Raw genomic sequence first — 15,664 nt, 5'->3', positions numbered from 1 at the left:
AGGTTGTAACAAAATATGTCACAACCTCTAGAAAATACCGTTTAACCATACAAAATGATACGAGATTCAGATAAATTTATATTATTTTACCTTACCAGTTATATGCTAAATATATGAAAACTACTCTACTATTTTGTCGGCTAATGTACTGACAGCTAAAGCAAAGTAATATGAGCGATTCCAGTGCATTAAAACGTTATAGTTATTGTAAACTAGATAACTGCGGCCGATCTCATCATCAGGCATAATCAACCATGCTTTGATATCTTCTTGTAAAACAGGCAAAGGTGAGCCATCTAGACTCGTAATACCAAGTTGGCTCCATTCTTGTAAATACTTACCTTTCTCAGCTTCACGCCCTTGCAGTTGAGGGTTAATTCCTTGTGGGACACGAATTTGACGACCCCAAGTATATTTATCATCCCAACCTTCCGTTTTTAGATAATTAGCGGTAGAAGCAAAAACATCTTGTTCCGTCGTCCAGATATCTTTTTTACCATCGCCATTGCCATCTTGGGCATACGCTAAAAATGAGGTAGGCATAAACTGACATTGTCCCATTGCGCCAGCCCATGAACCCTTCATATTATCAGCGCTAATATGGCCTTCATCGATAATTTGTAACGCTGCCATTGTTTGTTTTCTAAAGAGCGCTTCACGACGACCATCAAATGCCAGTGTGGCCAATGCATCAATCACATTATGCTTACCGGTAAACTTACCAAAGTTACTTTCGACGCCCCACAAGGCCACAATAAACCTTGGTTGAACGCCATACTGCTCACCAATACGCTGTAAGTCCTCAAAGTGTTCGTGATACAAACGACGAGCTTGCTTAATTTTCCAATTCGGTATCGCTCTTGGGATATACTCATCTAAGGTCAGTTTCTTTTCTGGCTGATTATTATCGGCTTTAACTGAATGCGGTTTAAATACAACATTGTTAAACGCCGCTTGAATAGTGGCATCCGAAATCCCTTTATCTTTTGCTTCTTGCTTTAAGGTTGCCACATAAGCTTGAAAATCTTTTTCTTGGGTCACGACATCGCTTGCAGGGACTTCTGTTGAAGCCACGTTTTGTGTCGAAGCTGCGAACGAATGAAAGCTAATCAAGCTCGTAACGAGTAAGCCCGATGCTCCTATTAATTTTTTATTCATAACAATCCTTAAAGTTGGGAAGTCTTGGATTAACCAATCGCTTATTCTGTTTGCGCTTTACGAGCTTTATGCTCATCTAATAAATTCACCGGTGGTGGTGGTAATTGCAGAAAATACCCATCATCTTTGAGCGATTGTTTCACTTTTTCAATATCCACTAACGCCAGTTTTCGGCCTTCCATTTTCATAACCATCACAAAAGTCGGTTTACCAAACATTTGCATCAAGGCCGCAGGGACTTCTGAGAAGTCGTCTTTTTTAGGAATATACAAATACATCCCTTCTTTTTTTGCACTTTTATAGATAGAACAAAGCATACAATATCCTTTATCAGTGAAGCTCAAGCTTGCCGTTTGATGAATCTTGGGTAGATAGTAAGCAAACTCATCAGTTAAACCGAGTTTCGCTTGGATTTAACCTAAATTTTTATCATTATGACAGGTAATTAACTCAATCATGTTTTAAATAGACTATAACATTGTCAGTCTTTGTAATGTTACTGTTAGTTTGTTCTAATAAAAGGATATTTAAAGCTGGTATTAACTAATATCATTCAATTTTATTAATACGTCTCCAACGTTCGGAGTAATGTGTTCTATGGCTCCAAAATCTGATTTAAAAGGCAGCAGTTTTGCATTATCGGTTCTGCATTTACCGGAAGACAATATTGAGTCCTGCTTACAATTTTTACATCATAAAATCGAGCAAGCTCCCGCCTTTTTTGCGCATGCTCCGCTGGTGATTGACATCGAAAAAGCACCACAAATCGATATTGATTTTAAAGCGCTACACGCAGGTATTATGCAAGCTGGGTTAATTCCTGTTGGTATCACGGGTTGTCAAAGCTCGTTAGTCAAAAAACAAGTGACTGAAGCTGGCTTTGCGGTAATGTCGACCAGTAAATCGGGTTATCAAGCCCCTGCTGAAACTATGCCGACAAAAGTGATTCGTACTCCTGTGCGCTCAGGACAGCAAGTTTATGCAAAAGATTGTGATTTAGTCGTGTTAAATCACGTCAGTGCAGGCGCAGAAGTCATTGCAGATGGTAGTGTTCATATTCATGGCACTTGCCGCGGACGAATTATTGCGGGAGCGAATGGCCAGAAAGGAGCCATGATTTTATGTGAGGATTTGCAAGCCGAATTGGTCTCAATTGCCGGACATTATTATCTCAGTGATCAAATCCATCCAGACTATTGGCAACAAAAAACCTTGATCACGCTCCATACCGAACAATTACAGTTTGATAAAATTAAGTAAAATTAATTAGTTGGATATATAAATATCCACTTTTGATGGTTAAAATTAACAATAACTAAAGAGAAACAATAACAGGCTTTACACTGTGAACATAAGCTATGCTCATAGAACAAGTGACATTTATTGTTGGGAAGAATTAGATTCAATATAAGGGAAATGAAATGGCACGTACTATCGTCGTGACGTCTGGTAAAGGGGGTGTAGGTAAAACTACATCTAGCGCAGCGATTGCCACCGGTCTTGCACTTAGAGGAAAAAAAACCGCTGTTATTGATTTTGATATTGGCTTACGTAACCTTGATTTAATCATGGGGTGTGAGCGTCGTGTGGTTTATGATTTTGTCAATGTTATCAATGGTGAAGCAACGCTTAATCAAGCACTTATCAAAGATAAGCGTTGTGACAACTTGTATATTTTACCGGCATCGCAAACCCGTGATAAAGACGCTTTAACTCACGTTGGGGTCAAACGTGTCTTAACCGAATTGCATGACATGGGCTTTGACTTCATCTTATGTGACTCACCTGCCGGTATCGAGCAAGGGGCATTAATGTCACTGTATTTTGCAGATGAAGCGGTGATCACCACGAACCCTGAAGTCTCTTCTGTTCGTGACTCTGATCGAATCTTGGGGTTACTCGATTCAAAATCACTACGTGCAGAGCAAGGCTTAGAACCCGTTAAGCAACACCTACTTCTTACTCGCTATAACCCTGCTCGCGTGACAGCAGGTGAAATGCTCAGTGTGACCGATGTTGAGGATATCTTACATATTCCATTACTGGGTGTTATCCCGGAAAGCCAAGCGGTCTTAAACGCCTCTAACAAAGGTGTTCCCGTGATCCATGATGAAGAATCTGACGCAGGTCAGGCTTACAGCGATGCAGTTGATCGTCTCTTAGGCGAAGAAAAAGAATTTCGCTTCTTAACAGAAGAGAAAAAAGGCATCTTTAAACGCTTATTTGGAGGTTAAACATGTCATTACTTCAATTCTTCCGCCCAAAGAAAAAGGATACCGCTAACCTTGCGAAAGAACGATTACAGATCATCGTGGCAGAGCGTCGTAATCAAGGCAGTGCAAACCCTTCGTATTTACCGCAACTAAAAGAAGATATTCTGCAAGTTCTCAGTAAATATGTTTCGGTTGATCCATCAATGGTCAATGTCAGCTTAGAGCAAGGTGATGATGATTTATCGGTACTGGAATTAAATATTCAGTTACCAGAAAAGGATTAATACCATTAATCTTGTTGCTCGAGTTTCGTTTCTCGAAAAAGAAAACCCACTTCACTATAAATGAAGTGGGTTTTATTCTTTTTAACTAACCTCAACTGCGGTATTGAGTGACTTCTCGTTATCCGCAGCTAAGGTTGACGAATAAACTCGATTAGGTTATCCCTTCCACATGACTTTTCACATCAAAAGCAAAACACGAGAAACGAAATTCTAAACTCCGCTATTTCATTTTTCCATTCAACGCATCACCGACTACCGCCTTACGCCAACCTTGCATGACCTCTGGCAATTTTTCTGGATGACGTTGATGTACCCAGACCCAGGTGATGAATTGATTAATTTGCTTTTTCGAGGCTAAAAACTCTGTGGCAAGACCTGAAGTCTCTGACGCGTGTTTCACGACATCTTTTAAGGTTTTAAATAATTGCTTATAAACCGGATTATCCATTAAGCGTGTGATCGGCTGTGGCCATTCCTGCTCTGGCACCTTTAAGCCCTGCTGCACCATTGCCAGTAACGTTTGTCCATGACGACGAATTTCACGATGATCAAATCCCGCTTCATTCATTTGCTTTAAACTGGTCATCTGCTGGCGACAAATTTCAATCATGTTGGCTTCTTTCACAATAAAGTTTAAAGCCAGATCGCGCGCTTTTGCTTCTTGCAAACGCCAGGTCGCCATAATTTTTAAAATAGCCAGTTGCTGCGAATTGAGTGTCCATGCACCTTTTACTGCCAGATAGGCTTGCTCTGGTTCAATGGTAGTTAAGCGTTTTTCCACCAGTAAGCGCGACTCTTGCTGTACCGCTTCAAGCCAGCCTTTTTCTTCCACTTGAGTCAGTAACTTTTGATACAACGGCAATAGATAATACACATCGGCTGCCGCATACTCGTGTTGCTTCTCAGTCAGAGGACGAGCTAGCCAATCAGCTCGAGACTCACTTTTATCAAGTTCAACCGCTAAATAATCCTTCACTAAAGCGGCAAACCCCGTGGATAGCCCATAACCTAAAAAAGCAGCCATTAGCTGGGTATCGATCATCGGAGTAGGCACACATCCAAACACATGCTGAAAAACTTCCAGGTCTTCACCACAAGCGTGTAAGACTTTCATCACGGAGGTATCGGCTAATAACTCTGCAAAACAGTGCATGTCCTCAATTTCAAGCGGATCGATCAATACCAGTTGCTTACCATCATACAGTTGAATTAAACCCAATTGTGGATGAAAGGTTCGAGTACGAACAAACTCAGTATCGAGCATGATCACTTCGGTTTGGCGGGCTTGTTCACAAACGTGTTGTAAGCTTTGGCTATCTTTAATGATGGTGTAATTCACGGTCTTCCTTAAATAAAATGCCAGAATTCAGCTCTGGCATTTTGGTTATATTTCAGCATTAGGCTGCCGGTTAACATCGGCTAATGTCGACTAATGTCGGTTAGGCACTTTTTTTATCGCCTGATAATTTAGACAAATTCGCGATATTTTCTTCACGTAATTCACGACGAAGAATTTTACCCACGTTACTCTTTGGTAGCTCTTCTCTAAATTCGACGACTTTTGGGATCTTATACCCGGTTAAGTGTTCACGACAATGCGCAATCAACTCTTCTTTAGTCAAACTATCGTCACTTTTCACGACATAAAGCTTAACGATCTCACCAGAAGTATCATGAGGTTGCCCAATTGCAGCGACTTCCAGCACTTTACTGTGTAGCGCCACCACATCTTCAATTTCATTTGGATAAACATTAAAGCCAGACACTAAGATCATGTCTTTTTTACGATCGACAATATACATAAAGCCTTGTTCATCAAAACGAACAATATCACCAGTTGATAACCAACCATCTTGAGTGATGACTTCTTTGGTAGCTTCACTGCGCTTCCAATAACCTTCCATCACCTGCGGGCCACGTACTTGTAACTCACCGGTTTGATCAAAGCCAACGGGATTGCCTTCGTCATCGACAATACGCACTTCAGTCGAAGGCATCGCCAAACCAATTGAGCCATTATATTGAGTCAAGTCGTACGGGTATGCCGCCACTAATGGCGAACATTCTGTTAGCCCGTAACCTTCAAGCAAATAACATTTAGTAATGTTGATCCATTTGTCAGCCACTGCACGCTGTACTGCCATACCACCACCAACGGATAAACGTAAGTGGCTAAAATCAAGCTCTTTAAAGTCTTCATTATTCACTAAAGCATTAAATAACGTGTTCACACCAGTAATGGCGGTAAAGGTATTTTTTTGTAGCTCTTTAACAAAAGTGGGGATATCTCTTGGGTTAGTGATCAATAAGTTTGCCCCACCGACCTCAAGGAATAATAAACAGTTAATCGTTAAAGCAAAAACATGATAAAGAGGAAGCGCCGTCACCACTGTTTCACGGCCATCACGTAATAATGAACCATAAGCCCCTTTGGCTTGCAGCACATTCGCCACCATATTTCGATGCGTCAGGATAGCCCCTTTCGCCACCCCAGTCGTACCACCAGTGTATTGTAAAAAGGCGATATCATCCCCTTCTAAAAATGGTTTCACATATTGCAAGCGACGACCGCGATATAAGGCTTTACGAAATGAAATTGCACCTGGTAAATGATATTTAGGGACTAAACCTTTTACATATTTCACAATGAAATCAACCGCCGTGCCTTTTACTTTAGGGAGCATTTGACCAAGGCTGGTTAAAATCACATGTTTAATTGGCGTGTTATCGACGGCTTTTTCTAATGTGTGTGCAAAGTTCGACACAATAACGATCGCTTTCGCATCGGCATCATTTAGCTGATGCTCTAACTCGCGAGGGGTATACATTGGGTTGACGTTTACCGCAATCATGCCGGCACGCAAAATACCAAATAACGCAACCGGGTATTGCAGTACATTAGGCATCATTAAGGCGACACGGTCCCCTTTTTGTAGTTTTAAATCATTTTGTAAGTAAGCGGCAAACGCACGACTGCGTTCTTCTAACTTACGGAAGGTCATCACTGAGCCCATATTAATAAAAGCAGGTTGGTCGGCAAACTTTTGCACGCACTGCTCAAACATTTCAACCAATGATGAATATTTGTCAGGGTCGATCGTGTGAGGAACATTTTCTGGGTAACGCTTTAACCACGGTTTTTCCACGGTATTTTCCTTTCATTAGTTTCACAGACAGTTTTCAAATAAAACCAATACAATCTGTTCTGTGTTATGTGTACATATCGCTCAAATGGCGACATTAACGGCGCAAGAGGATAAACAGTTCATGTAAAACCATTATATCCAAGGCTAGAGAGTTAATGATGAGTTTGTCTAATTTTATCTACAAAACTCACAATAAAGTCACTAACTTGCACGGAAGATTCAATATGACAATGATGCCCACCCGGGACGGTCACTTCTTCATGATGTGATAATGCGGCCTTCCTTGCTGCTGCCGATACTAATTGGGGATAGCCCGTTTCACCTAAAATCAACAAGTTTGGGCATTGTATCGCTTGTAAAAAGGATAAGGCTTGTTGTTCTGTCATACGGTAAAGTGATTCGCTCCTCAGTTTTGGATCATGACGCCAATACCACTGACCATCACGTTTATAGGTGCCTCTTTCAATAAGAGGTTTTAATTGAGAAGCGGACAAATGATTGACCTGCATACGATGTAAACAAGCATCCTGCTGCGTATTATAACCACGGATCGGCTTAGCCAAAATACGTTGACGACTTAATAGGCCCTTTCTTAATCGCTGGACGCTATTACTAGCTGATTCGGTATTATTAGCTGATTCAGTATTAGCCGATTCAGCCAAGGGCCCGAGCCCTTCAATCTGAATAAGGCCTGCTACATTCTCAGGAAAGGCGGCACTATAGCAACTTGCTATTAAAGCACCAAGTGAATGTCCGATTAAAATCGTTTTTTTTGAGTCTATTTGCGTCAATAGCTGATGAACATCGGCAATATAGTCGTGAAACGGATAAAAATTATCCGCACTACGATGCTGAGAGAGTCCATGCCCGGCAAGATCAATCGCGATCATGTTCCACTTATTTTGCTTAGCTATAACCAACAAATTTTGCAAGATCGCCGCAAAACTACCGGCATTATCTAGCCAGCCATGTAAAAACAAAAGAGTCACATCGGCGTGACTCTCGGGCTGGGTTTGTAATCCGGCTAAGCGAATATGAGGTAAAATGAACTCTGTTGGATGTAACATCGAAACCACATCACTTCACTTGTTGAATCACTTCGGCTCTTGTAGGGCCATAGCCAAATCCACCGCAGCGCCATGCTCCACGGAAACAACCGCCCATCATAAAGTCATTCTCTATATATGTGGTCTTTTCAATCGTCCACAAATGCTGGCCAGTCGCGTTCATCACCGGGAAGGTATAATTATAATCACCCACTTTATCAGTCTCCGGCGGCATACTTTTACCGGCCACTGTGATTAAACGGCCTTGACTAAAGGTCATTGGCTCGACAAAGCCATCGAGATAAGCAACAAAGCGACCTTGCGGCTCTTGGCTAATATCAGGTTTGCCTGCGGCATCAATCGGCAAGTTAACGATTTCAATTCGCGTTTTATCTTGTAGATTCGTCACTTTACTAATCACGCCTCCAAGACGCACATCAACGGTTTGACTCGGATTGGTATTGACCCATTGTTGATAATTGGTCACCGGTTGTTTTGAGTCCGTTGCCAGCTCGGTGGGTAAAGAAGAACAAGCCGACAAACCGACGACGGCCAAGAAGATCACACATAATTTTTTCATTATCACTTTCTCTTGTCTTCATCACATCAACGCCATCATTGATGTTTATTGAATGTTCGACCACCGAGCAATTCACTCAGTTCCCATCTCGCTTTTTACTGACAAAAAATTGACTTATTCTCGGCCTGGCAATTTTTTCCAAGTCACCTTATCACGCAGATAGGTTGGACTCGCTTGCTCAGCATCGACCGTATTACCTTGCTGCCATTGATATTGTGCTAATACCGCAATATCTTGAGCTTCAGGGTACAAAACTTGACCTTTTTCCATTTCCAATGGTAACGCTTCTAAATGTTCAGCATACGCTTCCCATCCCGTTCCCGCTTGAGTCCAAGTGCCCGTTTGCGGGGCTAAGTGCTCCGCTAACTCCTGTGGTGGAGTCACACATTCTGCTTGGTCATCATTAATCGCCACCGCTTGCCAATGACCATTGTGTTGACGTTGATACTGCCCCCAATACACTTCACCCATGCGCGCATCAATTGCTGCCACCACTTGCTCAGCTTGATGAACACGGTGACACGCTTGCGCCATTGCGGCTAAGGTGGAAATACCAATCATAGGCAATTCCGCACCAAAGGCTAATCCCTGCGCAATCCCAATACCAATTCGAACCCCAGTAAAGCTACCTGGCCCACGCCCAAAAGCTAAAGCATCCAGCTCTTGCAAGGTGATTCCCCCTTCTTTTAAGACTTCATCGACCATAGGAAGAATCTTTTTGGTGTGATCACGCGGGGCGACTTCGCTACGAGTAATCATGCGATCATTTATCATCAGAGCAACAGAGCAGTTTTCTGTTGATGTATCTAAGGCAAGAATTTTTGCGCTCATTACAGCCTCAAGCTAGTTATTTGTTGGTTTTAAAATACGTATTAAGTTTAAAGTGCTTGTTGAGTTCAACACTATTTGTTTTTCTTCGCAGCATGCCTGCCCTAGGGGTGATTATTCTGCAGGCAAACTCAAAAAGTCAGCGACTTTGGCTAAATCTCGAGTCCTTGGGATCGGTGGTAAACTTTGTAAAAATACTCCGCCATAATCACGTGTGACTAAGCGGTTATCACAAATGATCAACGCCCCTTTGTCTTTCTTATCTCGAATCAAACGCCCCACCCCTTGCTTTAAAGTGATGACCGCTTCAGGTAATTGTACATCCGCAAATGCATCGCCTTGTTTGAGTCGACAATCTTCAATGCGCGCTTTAAGTAAAGGGTCATCTGGAGCAGTAAACGGCAATTTGTCGATAATAACACAGCTTAGCGCGTCACCTCTAACATCAATCCCTTCCCAAAAGGCCCCCGTTGCCACAAGGACAGCATTACCAAGTTCAATAAACTCATTCAGTAGCTTTTGTTTGCTGGTTTCACCTTGTACCAAGACCGGAAGCTCCAATTGCTCACGAAATAAATCAGCCAGGCGGCGCATCATCTGATGTGAAGTACACAAAAAGAAACAACGCCCTTGGTTAGCTTGAATTACTGGAGTGAGCATCTGCACCAAGGTTTCAGCCATACTGGAATGATTCGGCTCCGGCAAATAACGAGGCACACACAGTAACGCTTGCGATTGATAATCAAACGGACTGGGCAAGGTAAATTGTTGCGCCGGTTGAATCCCAAGGCGTTCAGTAAAATGCTTAAAATCATCCCTTACCGCTAGGGTTGCCGAGGTAAAAATCCAACTGCCTTGTTTGGTTTCAATTTGTTCTTTAAATTTTTCAGCCACCGATAATGGCGTAATATGCAATACAAAATGACGTGGGCTACATTCATACCAATAGGAATATCCGGTGATGGATACATCGCACACGCGAGTTAAACGATTTTTGATCATGTGGGTGCGTTCATAAGCCGCATCTAATAACTCACTGCGGCCTAAGGCTAACTTTAACACTTGCAGCGCCAAATCGAGCGCTTCATGTAAACGTTCTATTTCTCGCATAACCTGTTGTGACTTAATCGCTTCTCGCCAGTTACCACGGCCACCTTTCGCAGATTGATGACTACCTTGCGTATTGGTATCGCCTAAAATGATCCGTAAATCCATAAAGGTTTGTGTCAATTTAGTCGCGATCTTTTGCAATTGCTTCATGTCTTTGGCTTCTGTGCGATAGCCAATTTCAATATCTTTTGCTAACTCCTGCATTTGACGGCTGGAAATCGACTGCCCAAAATATTGGCTCGCAATGTCAGGCAATTGATGCGCTTCATCAAAAATAAACACATCCGCATCTGGGATAAGCTCACCAAAACCCGTTTCTTTAATCGCTAAATCCGCTAAAAATAAGTGGTGATTTACTACCACTAAATCTGAATCCATTGCTTTTTTACGTGCTTTTAAAACAAAGCAATCTTGATAGTTCGGACACTCTTTACCTAAGCAATTATCATTGGTAGAAGTAATGGTACTAATGATCGGTGAATCTTCTGCAATCGCATCACAATCGCCTAAATCCCCCGTTTTACTTTCCGATGACCAAGAACGTACTTTGACCAATTGTGACAGTAATTCTGGGTCGGCTTCATTGGTATGACTTTCAATCAATTGCCGGCTCAATCTATCTAAACAGAGGTAATTTGAGCGCCCTTTTAATAACGAAACATGGCCAGTAAAACCTAATGCATTGACCATTAGCGGCAAATCGCGATGAAATAACTGCTCTTGTAAATTTTTTGAACCGGTGCTGATAATGACTTTTTTACCACTGAGTAAGGCTGGTACCAAATAGGCAAAGGTTTTTCCTGTTCCCGTTCCAGCTTCCACCACTAATTGCTGATCTTGGGCGATCGCTTGATGCACCGCTTCAGCCATATCAATTTGTGGCTGACGAGGTTGAAAGCCCGGGATAGCCTTACCTAACGCCCCCGTTGCAGAAAAAGTTTTTTTCATCATAGTAAAAGTCAGCACAATTTATTCGAATATTGAATGAATTATGTCAGCTTTCCTAGCCGAGTGGAAACCCCTTCCAATACCGATTCATTGATTACTGCTTGCCAATCGATGGTCAGGTCGTTAAATTGTTTCGCTACATTTGTAAGTCTCACCTTTTATGTGCTGAACACTTGCACTTTTTTAGGCTATATAGCCCATCGGTAAGTATTAATTATTTTTGGATTTATTATGGATAATTTGGAAAAGAAAACGCTGCTAACCCATTGCAGTGATGAACGTGGTCTCATCGCCAAAATCACCAACATTTGTTTTAAACATCAGCTCAACATTATCCATAACAACGAATTTGTCGATAATGCGACCGGCCATTTCTTCATGCGTACTGAGTTAGAAGGCACGTTTAACGACGACGCTTTTCTTGCAGACCTTGACCAAGCACTACCTGAAAATAGTAAGCGCTCTTTATTTTGCTCATCACGTAAAAAAATCGTCATCATGGTGACCAAAGAAGCACATTGTTTAGGCGACATTTTAATGAAAGCATACGATGGTAGCTTAGATGTGGAAATCGCTGCCGTTGTGGGTAACTACGATAAACTGCAAGCCTTAACTGAACGTTTTGATATTCCTTACCACTATATTTCGCATGAAGGGTTAAGCCGAGAAGAGCACGAAGAAAAAATGCTGGAAGTCATCAATAGTTATGACCCGCGTTATGTCGTATTAGCCAAATACATGCGTGTCTTAACGCCTAATTTTGTGGCGCAATTCCCACATAAAATCATCAATATCCACCACAGCTTCTTACCAGCTTTCATTGGAGCAAAACCTTATCAACAAGCTTTTGACCGTGGTGTGAAAATTATTGGTGCGACTGCGCACTTTGTTACTAATGATCTCGATGAAGGACCAATCATCAAGCAAGATGTTATCCCAGTCGATCATAACTTTAGCGCTGCCGATATGGCGCAAGCAGGTCGTGATGTCGAAAAAAGCGTACTGAGCAAAGCATTAAGCAAAGTAGTGAATGATCACGTCTTTGTGTACGGTAATAAAACCGTCATTCTATAAGCGCTCACACAAGTAATACTAACAAGCAGGGGCGGGTGTGTATCCTTTTCGATATACATCCGCCCCTATTATTTTTGTCCATTTATTTTTCAGTGATACTAAGCACTAAATACTAAACACTCGAATTAACATCAGCTGCAAATCATTAGAGAGTCAGATAATCCGTACGCTTAATGGTGAGACTGTTCGCTGGCAATCACTGCTTTTAAGCTATGGGGGTGTAATTTAATGCAGACCCCACCTTTTTTAAACGCCACCGTGGGATTGGCTAAACGCTCCCCTTCTCCTTGCGGGCTCGACAATTTTACTTTTACGCCCATCTCCGCCAGCGATGACCATTGTTGATCTAATTTAGGAAATGCTTTGCGGACCTCTTCAACAAAAGCGTCGGCAGTTTGTGCTTCACTGGCAACCACAAATTCAACGTGTTCCCAACCTTGCTGTGGATAGGACTTATTATTTGGGTAAGGCAACTCTAAACAATCAATGCTCTGTTGTGAAATTTCAATGGGATCATGTAGTTGGATCACAATTATTGGCCTTCCATTGATCATGGCATTGGATATCTGTGATCCATGTTGCAACCACGCATGATGAACTTGTTCAGCCAATGCTTTATCATTGATACGCATAGCAATATGATCTGCTGTTAACGTTTGCAGCTCAATTCCGAGTAACAATGCAAGGTCTTCAATTTCTTGCCAAAATGCTGGAATAGTTAAACGCAGCGCGGTAGGTGATAGGGATTCAAAATCAGTTACGGGCATAAAAGTAAATCATCAAAAACAGTAAAAATGGATCACGAGTGTAACTGATATATTGCTGTAGCCACAATATGCGAATAAATGTACTGATATATCATAAAAATTCAGATTTAGTTTTTAAACCTGTCGTAAATATTGGTATCATAGTTCACATTTTCTAATAAAAAATATTGACTGGATGTTTATCAAAACACAGCCACTCACTAGCTAACATAAATAGGAAGCACGCGTGAATATTGCAGCCCTTATCAACGATAAAGTATCGAAAGCTCTCGAAGCCGCAGGCGCACCAGCAGGTAGCCCTGCCGCCGTTCGACAATCCGCAAAAGCACAATTCGGTGACTACCAAGCCAACGGTGTTATGGGTGTTGCGAAAAAGCTTGGCATGAACCCACGTGAGTTTGCTCAAAAAGTCATTGATGTGCTTGACCTTGATGGCATCGCTAGCAAAACTGAAATTGCAGGCCCAGGCTTTATCAACATCTTTTTAGCACCAGAATTTTTAGCCCAACAAGCCTCTGCTGCTCTAGCGGATGAACGTTTAGGCATTGCCAAACAAGACCAACAAACCATCGTAGCTGACTACTCAGCGCCAAACGTGGCGAAAGAAATGCACGTAGGCCACTTACGCTCTACGATCATTGGTGATGCGGTAGTTCGCACATTAGAGTTTTTAGGCCATAAAGTGATCCGCGCCAACCACATTGGTGACTGGGGTACGCAATTTGGTATGTTGATCGCCAACCTTGAACGCGTTGAAAAAGAAAAAGGTGAAGTGTCAATGGAATTGGCTGACCTTGAAGCTTTCTACCGTGAATCGAAAAAATTATACGATGAAGATGAGGCCTTCGCAGAACGCGCGCGTAGCTATGTTGTGAAATTACAAGGCGGTGATGAGCATTGCGCACAAATGTGGAAGAAGTTGGTTGATGTCACCATGATCCAAAACCAACGTAACTATGATCGTTTAAATGTATCCTTAACTCGTGAAGACGTTATGGGTGAGAGCATGTATAACGATATGCTTCCTGAAATTGTTGCCGACCTAAAAGCACAAGGTCTGGCCATTGAAGATGATGGCGCACAAGTTGTTTTCCTTGATGAATACAAAAACAAAGATGGCGAACCTATGGGCGTTATCGTACAAAAACGTGATGGTGGCTACCTCTACACCACCACAGATATTGCTTGTGCTAAATATCGTTACGAACAACTTGGCGCAAACCGTGTCTTGTATTTCATCGATTCCCGTCAACACCAACACTTAATGCAGGCTTGGAGCATTGTTCGTAAAGCGGGTTATGTGCCAGACTCTGTCTCTCTTGAGCACCACGCTTTTGGTATGATGCTTGGAAAAGATGGTCGTCCATTTAAGACTCGTGCAGGTGGTACAGTACGTCTTGCTGATCTATTAGATGAAGCAACTGAACGTGCACAAACTCTGATCGAAGAGAAAAACCCAGAGCTATCCACCGAAGAAAAAGCCAACATCGCGACTACCGTTGCCATGGCAGCAGTAAAATACTCTGACTTATCAAAGCACCGTACTACTGACTACATCTTTGACTGGGATAACATGTTGGCGTTTGAAGGTAACACTGCACCGTACATGCAATATGCTTATACTCGTGTTGCTTCTATCTTTGCTAAAGCGAACATTGATATGAACACTTTGTCTGGAGACATTCAAATCTCTGACGACAAAGAAAAAGCACTTATCTCAAAACTACTGCAATTTGATGAAGCAGTTTCTTCTGTTGCTCGTGAAGGCCAACCACACTTATTGTGTAGCTACTTATTTGAATTAGCAGGTCAATTCTCAAGCTTCTACGAAGCCTGCCCAATCTTAAGTGCCGAAGATGAGACAATTAAGCAAAGTCGCTTAAAATTAGCGGCATTAACAGCCAAAACCATTAAACAAGGTTTAGCGTTATTAGGTATTGAAACGCTAGAACGTATGTAATTCACAGGTTGAATGAATGAAAAAATCCCCTCAATGTGTAAAACTTGAGGGGATTTTTGTATCTTACGAATCATTTTAATTTTACAAAGGTGGAACATGACTTTTCAATTACACCCACAACTGCAAGCCGATACCGACGTGATTGGCGAATTTCCACTTTGCCTCGCACTCTTACACAAAGAGGCCATTGGTCCTTGGGTTATCTTAGTCCCTAAAGTCGCGGGATTGCAGGAATTACATCACCTACCTATGGGTGATCAGCAACAATTTTTAATCGAATCCCAAAGCGTTTTTGAAAGCTTAGAGCAACTGTTTCAACCAAAAAAACTGAACTTAGGGGCCTTGGGAAATATGGTGCCACAATTGCACCTTCATCATATCGCCCGCTTTGAAACAGATGTAGCATGGCCCGGACCTGTTTGGGGCAATACTCAGGGAATACAGCGTACCCCACAAGAAACCAAAACCTTACTTCAAACACTCGCACAAGCCTTTCAGCAAAAATGTTCGGAGTTTATGTCTACGGACTAAAACCAGACTTTATTAATAC

At 42.1% G+C, this 15,664-nt stretch carries 15 protein-coding genes; 6 read left to right on the top strand and 9 right to left on the bottom strand.

Features of this window, described 5'->3' with window-relative positions; translation table 11 throughout:
* Positions 1-120: 120 nt before the first annotated feature.
* Both VCA1004_RS04135 and VCA1004_RS04130 read right to left on the bottom strand, forming a co-directional pair.
* On the bottom strand, positions 121-1,041 hold the full coding sequence (locus tag VCA1004_RS04135; protein ID WP_408646896.1) for a lytic murein transglycosylase: 921 nt from the start codon (positions 1,039-1,041) through the stop codon (positions 121-123).
* Between the two features lie 158 nt (positions 1,042-1,199).
* Positions 1,200-1,475 (bottom strand): YcgL domain-containing protein, encoded by a 276-nt coding sequence (locus tag VCA1004_RS04130; protein WP_086982815.1) that lies wholly within the window; start codon positions 1,473-1,475, stop codon positions 1,200-1,202.
* A gap of 280 nt (positions 1,476-1,755) precedes the next feature.
* Here VCA1004_RS04130 and minC point away from each other — a divergent pair, with 280 nt between their 5' ends.
* The 3 genes from minC to minE all read left to right on the top strand — a co-directional run bounded on the left by minC (position 1,756) and on the right by minE (position 3,655).
* A complete protein-coding gene (minC, locus tag VCA1004_RS04125) occupies positions 1,756-2,418 on the top strand; it encodes a septum site-determining protein MinC (RefSeq protein WP_086982813.1) in 663 nt (220 codons plus the stop codon).
* Between the two features lie 161 nt (positions 2,419-2,579).
* Positions 2,580-3,392: a septum site-determining protein MinD gene (minD, locus tag VCA1004_RS04120; RefSeq protein ID WP_086982811.1), complete on the top strand. Its 813-nt coding sequence runs from the start codon at positions 2,580-2,582 to the stop codon at positions 3,390-3,392.
* Between the two features lie 2 nt (positions 3,393-3,394).
* Entirely contained in the window at positions 3,395-3,655 is a 261-nt protein-coding gene (minE, locus tag VCA1004_RS04115; protein WP_086982809.1) for a cell division topological specificity factor MinE, read from the top strand.
* 220 nt (positions 3,656-3,875) lie between these two features.
* On the opposite strand, the gene rnd is transcribed toward minE, so the two are convergent.
* The 6 genes from rnd to VCA1004_RS04085 all read right to left on the bottom strand — a co-directional run bounded on the left by rnd (position 3,876) and on the right by VCA1004_RS04085 (position 11,316).
* Positions 3,876-4,994: a ribonuclease D gene (gene rnd, locus VCA1004_RS04110; RefSeq protein ID WP_086982807.1), complete on the bottom strand. Its 1,119-nt coding sequence runs from the start codon at positions 4,992-4,994 to the stop codon at positions 3,876-3,878.
* A 100-nt stretch (positions 4,995-5,094) separates the two neighbouring features.
* Complete coding sequence (gene fadD, locus VCA1004_RS04105) at positions 5,095-6,801, bottom strand: long-chain-fatty-acid--CoA ligase FadD (protein ID WP_086982805.1); 1,707 nt, start codon at positions 6,799-6,801, stop codon at positions 5,095-5,097.
* A 152-nt stretch (positions 6,802-6,953) separates the two neighbouring features.
* Positions 6,954-7,868 (bottom strand): alpha/beta hydrolase, encoded by a 915-nt coding sequence (locus VCA1004_RS04100; RefSeq protein ID WP_126000520.1) that lies wholly within the window; start codon positions 7,866-7,868, stop codon positions 6,954-6,956.
* Positions 7,869-7,878: 10 nt separating this feature from the next.
* Complete coding sequence (locus tag VCA1004_RS04095) at positions 7,879-8,427, bottom strand: Slp family lipoprotein (RefSeq protein WP_086982801.1); 549 nt, start codon at positions 8,425-8,427, stop codon at positions 7,879-7,881.
* 114 nt (positions 8,428-8,541) lie between these two features.
* Positions 8,542-9,258, bottom strand: a complete 717-nt coding sequence (tsaB, locus tag VCA1004_RS04090; protein WP_086982799.1) for a tRNA (adenosine(37)-N6)-threonylcarbamoyltransferase complex dimerization subunit type 1 TsaB — start codon at positions 9,256-9,258, stop codon at positions 8,542-8,544.
* A gap of 111 nt (positions 9,259-9,369) precedes the next feature.
* Complete coding sequence (locus VCA1004_RS04085) at positions 9,370-11,316, bottom strand: ATP-dependent DNA helicase (RefSeq protein ID WP_086984630.1); 1,947 nt, start codon at positions 11,314-11,316, stop codon at positions 9,370-9,372.
* Positions 11,317-11,553: 237 nt separating this feature from the next.
* Between VCA1004_RS04085 and purU the strand changes: the two genes are divergently transcribed.
* Positions 11,554-12,387, top strand: coding sequence for a formyltetrahydrofolate deformylase (gene purU, locus VCA1004_RS04080; protein ID WP_086984629.1), 834 nt, complete (start codon positions 11,554-11,556; stop codon positions 12,385-12,387).
* Positions 12,388-12,557: 170 nt separating this feature from the next.
* Here the strand turns inward: purU and VCA1004_RS04075 are convergent, their stop codons facing one another.
* Positions 12,558-13,154 carry a VOC family protein gene (locus VCA1004_RS04075; protein ID WP_086982797.1) on the bottom strand — a complete coding sequence of 199 codons (597 nt, stop codon included), beginning with the start codon at positions 13,152-13,154 and terminating at the stop codon, positions 12,558-12,560.
* Positions 13,155-13,380: 226 nt separating this feature from the next.
* Here VCA1004_RS04075 and argS point away from each other — a divergent pair, with 226 nt between their 5' ends.
* Together argS and VCA1004_RS04065 are read left to right on the top strand one after the other, a co-directional pair.
* The gene (gene argS, locus VCA1004_RS04070) at positions 13,381-15,114 is read left to right on the top strand and encodes an arginine--tRNA ligase (protein WP_086982795.1); all 1,734 of its coding nucleotides are present in this window, start codon (positions 13,381-13,383) and stop codon (positions 15,112-15,114) included.
* A gap of 96 nt (positions 15,115-15,210) precedes the next feature.
* Positions 15,211-15,645: an HIT family protein gene (locus VCA1004_RS04065; RefSeq protein ID WP_086982793.1), complete on the top strand. Its 435-nt coding sequence runs from the start codon at positions 15,211-15,213 to the stop codon at positions 15,643-15,645.
* Positions 15,646-15,664: the final 19 nt, after the last annotated feature.

This window comes from Vibrio aphrogenes, assembly GCF_002157735.2.
GTDB lineage: Bacteria > Pseudomonadota > Gammaproteobacteria > Enterobacterales > Vibrionaceae > Vibrio > Vibrio aphrogenes.
The sequence above is the reverse complement of the archived record's forward strand: the minus strand, read 5'-3'. Positions and strand labels throughout refer to the sequence as shown.

Coding starts and splice junctions, on each gene's coding strand:
- minD (WP_086982811.1), top strand. CDS start 2,580: ATGGCACGTACTATCGTCGTGACGTCTGGTAAAGGGGGTGTAGGTAAA.
- minC (WP_086982813.1), top strand. CDS start 1,756: ATGGCTCCAAAATCTGATTTAAAAGGCAGCAGTTTTGCATTATCGGTT.
- tsaB (WP_086982799.1), bottom strand. CDS start 9,258: ATGAGCGCAAAAATTCTTGCCTTAGATACATCAACAGAAAACTGCTCT.
- VCA1004_RS04085 (WP_086984630.1), bottom strand. CDS start 11,316: ATGATGAAAAAAACTTTTTCTGCAACGGGGGCGTTAGGTAAGGCTATC.
- VCA1004_RS04075 (WP_086982797.1), bottom strand. CDS start 13,154: ATGCCCGTAACTGATTTTGAATCCCTATCACCTACCGCGCTGCGTTTA.
- VCA1004_RS04100 (WP_126000520.1), bottom strand. CDS start 7,868: ATGTTACATCCAACAGAGTTCATTTTACCTCATATTCGCTTAGCCGGA.
- VCA1004_RS04130 (WP_086982815.1), bottom strand. CDS start 1,475: ATGCTTTGTTCTATCTATAAAAGTGCAAAAAAAGAAGGGATGTATTTG.
- VCA1004_RS04095 (WP_086982801.1), bottom strand. CDS start 8,427: ATGAAAAAATTATGTGTGATCTTCTTGGCCGTCGTCGGTTTGTCGGCT.
- VCA1004_RS04065 (WP_086982793.1), top strand. CDS start 15,211: ATGACTTTTCAATTACACCCACAACTGCAAGCCGATACCGACGTGATT.
- minE (WP_086982809.1), top strand. CDS start 3,395: ATGTCATTACTTCAATTCTTCCGCCCAAAGAAAAAGGATACCGCTAAC.